The sequence below is a fragment of the Pseudoxanthobacter sp. genome, from assembly GCF_036822375.1.
Lineage (GTDB): Bacteria > Pseudomonadota > Alphaproteobacteria > Rhizobiales > Segnochrobactraceae > Pseudoxanthobacter.
This window is the reverse complement of record NZ_DAISHT010000229.1, coordinates 1-5,123: the sequence shown is the minus strand read 5'-3', so window position 1 is coordinate 5,123 and position 5,123 is coordinate 1. Positions and strand designations below refer to the sequence as shown.

Here is a 5,123-nt window from a genome sequence, read left to right as displayed (position 1 = left end):
TCGCCCGTGGGCGTGATCTCCGCGTCGAGCATTGCGTTCTCTCTCAAGCGTCTCATCAGCACGCTGGTCCGGCGATCCACGAAACGCTGGGTCAGCCGTTCGTGCAGCGCGTCCGACAGCCTGTCTTCCACATCGCGGGTTACGCCGCGCCAGTGCACCGGGTCCGCCAGCCAGTCAGCCCGGTTGGCGACATAAGTCCACGTCCGGATATGGGCAATCCGGTTGGCCAGCGTATCGATATCACCGTCGGTGCGATCGGCGAAAGCCACCTGACGGGCAAACCAGTCGGCATCGACCGCCCCTTTGCGGGCGAGGAAGCCGTAGAGCGCCAGAATCAGGTCGGCGTGGTTGGCCGGCGCGATCTTGCGATAGTCCGGCACCTGACACACGTCCCACAGCAGTGCGACGGATTTGCGGTCGCGCGCAAGATCCCGGATTTCTGGATCCCGCAGGGCGAAATCAAGCGAAACCACGTCGTCGCCGGGGGGCGCGCGGGTCAGGCCCTCCTCCCGCGGGGTCTCGTCAAGCGAGGCGCGCAGCGCGGCAAGAGAGGCAAAATCAAGCGTCGAATTGCGCCACTGGAACACACGAAGTGGCTGGAAATGATGGCTTTCCAGCGCTTCCACCAGATCGTCGTCGAACGGATCGGCCCGCCCCGTCACCCCGAACGTTCCGTCGCGGGTGTGGCGGCCGGCGCGGCCGGCAATCTGGCCGAGTTCGGCCGGCGACAGCAGGCGGTACTGGTAGCCGTCGAACTTGCGGTTGGCGGCGAACGCCACATGCTCGACATCGAGATTGAGGCCCATGCCGATGGCGTCGGTCGCCACCAGAAAATCGACATCGCCGGCCTGAAACAACTCCACCTGCGCGTTGCGGGTGCGCGGGCTGAGCGAGCCCAGCACCACCGCCGCCCCGCCGCGCTGGCGGCGAATCAGTTCGGCGATCGCATAGACCTCGTCGGCCGAAAAGGCGACGATGGCCGAGCGCGCCGGCAGCCGGGTGATCTTCTTCTGCCCGGCATAGGTCAGCAGCGACATGCGCGGCCGGGTGACGACATTGAGCCCCGGAATGAGCTTTTCCAGCAGGGGCCGCGCCGTGGTGGCGCCCAGCAGCAGGGTTTCGTTGCGCCCGCGCAGCGACAGAATACGGTCGGTGAAGACACGGCCGCGGGCAAGGTCGCCGGCGAGCTGCACCTCGTCGATGGCCACGAAGCCGGCATCCGTGGTCTCCGGCATCGCCTCCACGGTGCACACGAAATAGCGCGCCCCGGCCGGTTCGATGCGCTCCTCGCCGGTGATCAGCGCCACCGCCTTCACGCCTGCCCGCTCCACGAGCCGGCCATAGACCTCGCGCGCCAGCAGGCGCAGCGGCAGGCCGATGAGACCGCCGCCGTGGCCGAGCATGCGCTCGATGGCGAGATGGGTCTTGCCGGTGTTGGTGGGGCCCAGCACGGCCGTCACGGTCCGGGCACGGGCCGACGGCGGCAACGGCAGGCGTGTCGTAACGGTCATGGTCGAGCGGTGCTCATCTCCGGGCCGGCGACGGCCCGGATCGGTCGGTGACGTTTTCGTTGTGGCCTGCGGGCCGGCGCCGGGCCGTCCGCCTCGCGCGGCTCTTTTCCGGCCGCCTTGGTTTCCCCCTTAGCACACCGTTCTGCCGTTGCGCATCCCATTCGGCGGGTTTGCGATCAAAACCGCGCGGGAGGGAACGGGAACCGAACGAATCACGGCCGAATCGGTGACAGCGGCAGGTCTGGTTTTGTTCCCCGCCCTCGTGCCCCGCGGCTGCGGCCCGCCGTCCGGTCAGGACCGGGTGTCGCGATTGGTGCGCTCGATGGCTTCGGTCACGGCCTCGATGCGCCCGGCGGCGGCCTCGACGCGCGCGGCCAGTTCGCTCTCCGCCATGGCCTCGTGCACGCGCGCACCCTCGCGCTCGGCCCGCAGCACGGCCAGTTCCTCTTCCGCCACGCGCAGGCGGCGTTCGGTTTCGGAAAGCTGGTCCATCGCCAGCACGCCGGCCATCACCGTCAGGCGCTGGTCGCCGATTTCGCCGAAGGAGCGGCGCAACTGCACGATGGCTTCATCAAACCGCCGGCCGAGGCCGGTGAGGCGTTCTTCCTCACCGTCGTCACAGGCCATGCGGTAGGTGCGTCCGTTGATGGTGACCGCGACTTGCGCCATCTCATCCCTCATCCGGCCGGCCTCGATGCCGGCCTTGCGATCTATCCGGCCTGCCGTGCGGCCGGCGTTGCGATCCATCCGGCCGGCACCCGCCCGCCGGCATCAGGCTCTGATCCGGTCGGGCTGACGGCCGGTCGCGCCCCGGTCCGGCCGGCCGACCGGGCGTTCTGCGGCGGTGTCAGCCGCCGTGGCGCTCCAGAACGGTGCGGATCGATTCCATGGCAGCCACGAGACGGCGCGAAACCTCGCGGTTGGTATCCTCGATGCGGGCCGAACGCTCCTCGGCATGATCGAGTTCCTGCGCCAGACGCGAGCGGTCCTCGTCGAGGCGCTGGAGCTGTTCTTCCAGTGCGCTCGTGCCGGTGCTGAGTTCGGCACGGTGTTCCGCGGCCTCTTCCAGCCGCGCAAGGGCAGCTTCAAGGCGGGCGAAACTGGCCTGCAGTCCCGAAGGTTCGCTCATGGCCGCGTTGCCACCTCTTCCGTTGCCGCGCCTGTTCCGTTACGCCGCGCCGGCATCTCGCCGCGCCTGCCGGCCCGCTGCGCCTGCCTGTTCGCCGCAGCCGTGCGGCCTGTGCCCGCAAACTCAGGTCTGCAAACGCCGGCCCGCAAACACAGGTCTGCAAACATGGGCAAAGACGGGTCTTTTCTCAAGGGTGGCATAACGCAAGGCACGACCCGCCGCCATGGCAGGGCGTTCGCCGGCGCGGTCCGGCGCTGCGACATTCTGTCCGGTTCACGGCGCCGCCGCCCGGGTCTGCCGGGGCTGCGGCGGGCGGCCTCAGTTGGTGGACAGCGTCAGGTTGCGCACCAGCGGATAGACCTGCGTCTCCCATTTGCGGCCGTTGAAGACGCCGTAGTGGCCGACGCCCGGCTGCATATGGTGCCGCCTCATGAACGGCTTCAGGCCGGAGCACAGGTCGTGGGCGGCCACCGTCTGGCCCAGCGCGCAGATGTCGTCGCGCTCGCCCTCCACCGTCAGCAGGGCCGTGCGGCGGATGGCCTTCGGCTCCACCTTCTCGCCGCGATAGGTCAGCAGGCCCTGCGGCAGCAGCGCGCGCTGGAACACGCGGTCGATGGTTTCCAGATAAAATTCCGCCGTCAGGTCCAGCACGGCGAAATATTCGTCGTAGAAGGTTTTGATCGCCGCCGCTTTTTCCGTCTCCCCGCGCGACAGGTGGCGGTAAAGGTCGCGGTGCTGGCTTTCGTGGCGGCTGATGTTCATCGCCATGAACGACAGCAACTGCACGAAACCGGGATAGACCGCGCGTCCCGCGCCCTCGTAGCGGCCGGGCACGGTGGTGATGAGGTTGGTGCGGAACCAGTCCAGATCGTGCTGGGTGGCGAGTTCGTTGACCTTGGTCGGGTTCACGCGGGTATCGACCGGGCCGGCCATCAGCGTCATCGAGCGCGGCTGGGCCGGATTCTTTGTGGCGGCCATCACGGCCGCGGCCACCAGCGTCTGCACACAGGGCTGGCACACCGCCAGAACGTGGCTGCCTTCGCCCATCGTTTCCAGAAAGCGGATGATATGCCCGACATATTCGTCGAAGCCGAACACGCCGGCTTCCAGCGGAATGTCGCGCGCGTTGTGCCAGTCGGTGACGTAGACGTCGTGGTCGCGCAGCAGGGTGCGGATCGTGCCGCGCAGCAGCGTGGCGAAGTGGCCGGAAAGCGGCGCCACCACCAGAATGCGCGGCTGCACCGCGTCGGTGTCCTTGGCGAAGTGGACGAGGGAGGCGAACGGCGTCTTCGCCGTCACTTCCTCGCGCACCGGCACCTCTTCGTTGCCGGTGGTCACGCTGTCGATGCCGAACGGCGGGCGGGTGTGGCTGAGGCCGGCGCGGGCGACCAGCTCCCAGGCGGCGGCAAGGCGGGGGCGGAAGGGCAGAACCACGCCCATCCCGCCCGTCAGCGGCAGGGACAGTTCGCGGGAGATGTTCGCGCCGCTCATGGCCGCTTTCGCCGCCGTGCGCAGCGGGGCCATCAGGTCGTCTTGCAACTGGTATGCGGAATAGAGCATTCCCGCAGCCGCCTCCATTCGGACCGGTTGCGCCCGGCCGGGCGCTTCTGACGAAACGCTAGTGCATTTTTTTTCGCCCTGCGAGATGATTGTGCAGTTTCAAACCACGGCGCCGCGCCGCACCATGAGCGCAGAACCGTGACAGGAGGGATTTGCACCCATGGCTGCGGCCGTTCTTACCATCTCCAGCAAGAATTATTCGTCGTGGTCGCTGCGCGGATGGTTGCTGTGCAAGATGGCCGGCATCGCGTTTGAAGAACAGACGATGCCGATCGACGACCCGGATACGCGCGCGGAGCTTCTTCTGCTCTCGCCGTCCGTGCTGGTTCCGCGCCTCGAAGACGGCGCGGCGAAGGTGTGGGACACGCTTTCCATCGGCGAATACCTGAACGAGACCCATCCGGAAGCCGGCCTGCTGCCTGCCGATCCGGTGGCGCGGGCCCATTGCCGCTCGATTTCCGGCGAAATGCACTCCGGTTTCGCCAACCTGCGCTCTGCGCTGCCGATGAACATCAAGGCGCATTACGAGAAATACCGCATCTTTGCCGGCGCGCTTCAGGATATCGAGCGCGTGACGCAGATCTGGCGCGAGTGCCTGTCGACTTACGGCGGCCCGTTCCTGTTCGGCGCCCGGCCGACACTGGCCGACGCGATGTATGCGCCGGTCTGCGCCCGCTTCCGGACCTATTCCGCGCCGCTCGATGCGCAGTCCGCAGCCTATCGGGACATGATTCTCAACTGGGCGCCGATGCAGGAGTGGATTGCGGCCGCCCGCGAGGAAAAGGAAGATCTGGAAGAACTCGACGTGGAGTTCTGAGCCGCCGGGCCGGGCCGCCCGGCTGGTCGGCGCAGGGCGGGCGGAGCGTGGCGAATCAAGGGTGTACCAACACGGCCGGGGCCGCGATGCGTCGCTGCCCTGCCGC

General features: G+C 67.8%; 5 protein-coding genes. 1 reads left to right on the top strand and 4 read right to left on the bottom strand.

What is annotated here, in order from left to right:
* From V7067_RS15325 to phaZ, 4 genes are all read right to left on the bottom strand, one after another.
* On the bottom strand, positions 1-1,511 hold a 1,511-nt coding region (locus V7067_RS15325), incomplete at its 3' end, for a helicase-related protein (protein ID WP_334176773.1).
* A gap of 291 nt (positions 1,512-1,802) precedes the next feature.
* A complete protein-coding gene (gene zapA / locus V7067_RS15320) occupies positions 1,803-2,180 on the bottom strand; it encodes a cell division protein ZapA (protein ID WP_334176772.1) in 378 nt (125 codons plus the stop codon).
* A 178-nt stretch (positions 2,181-2,358) separates the two neighbouring features.
* Complete coding sequence (locus V7067_RS15315) at positions 2,359-2,640, bottom strand: DUF4164 domain-containing protein (protein ID WP_334176771.1); 282 nt, start codon at positions 2,638-2,640, stop codon at positions 2,359-2,361.
* Positions 2,641-2,958: 318 nt separating this feature from the next.
* Positions 2,959-4,200, bottom strand: coding sequence for a polyhydroxyalkanoate depolymerase (phaZ, locus tag V7067_RS15310; protein WP_334176770.1), 1,242 nt, complete (start codon positions 4,198-4,200; stop codon positions 2,959-2,961).
* 160 nt (positions 4,201-4,360) lie between these two features.
* On the opposite strand from phaZ, the gene V7067_RS15305 reads away from it, so the two are divergent.
* Positions 4,361-5,017, top strand: a complete 657-nt coding sequence (locus V7067_RS15305) for a glutathione S-transferase (protein WP_334176769.1) — start codon at positions 4,361-4,363, stop codon at positions 5,015-5,017.
* Positions 5,018-5,123 lie beyond the last annotated feature (106 nt).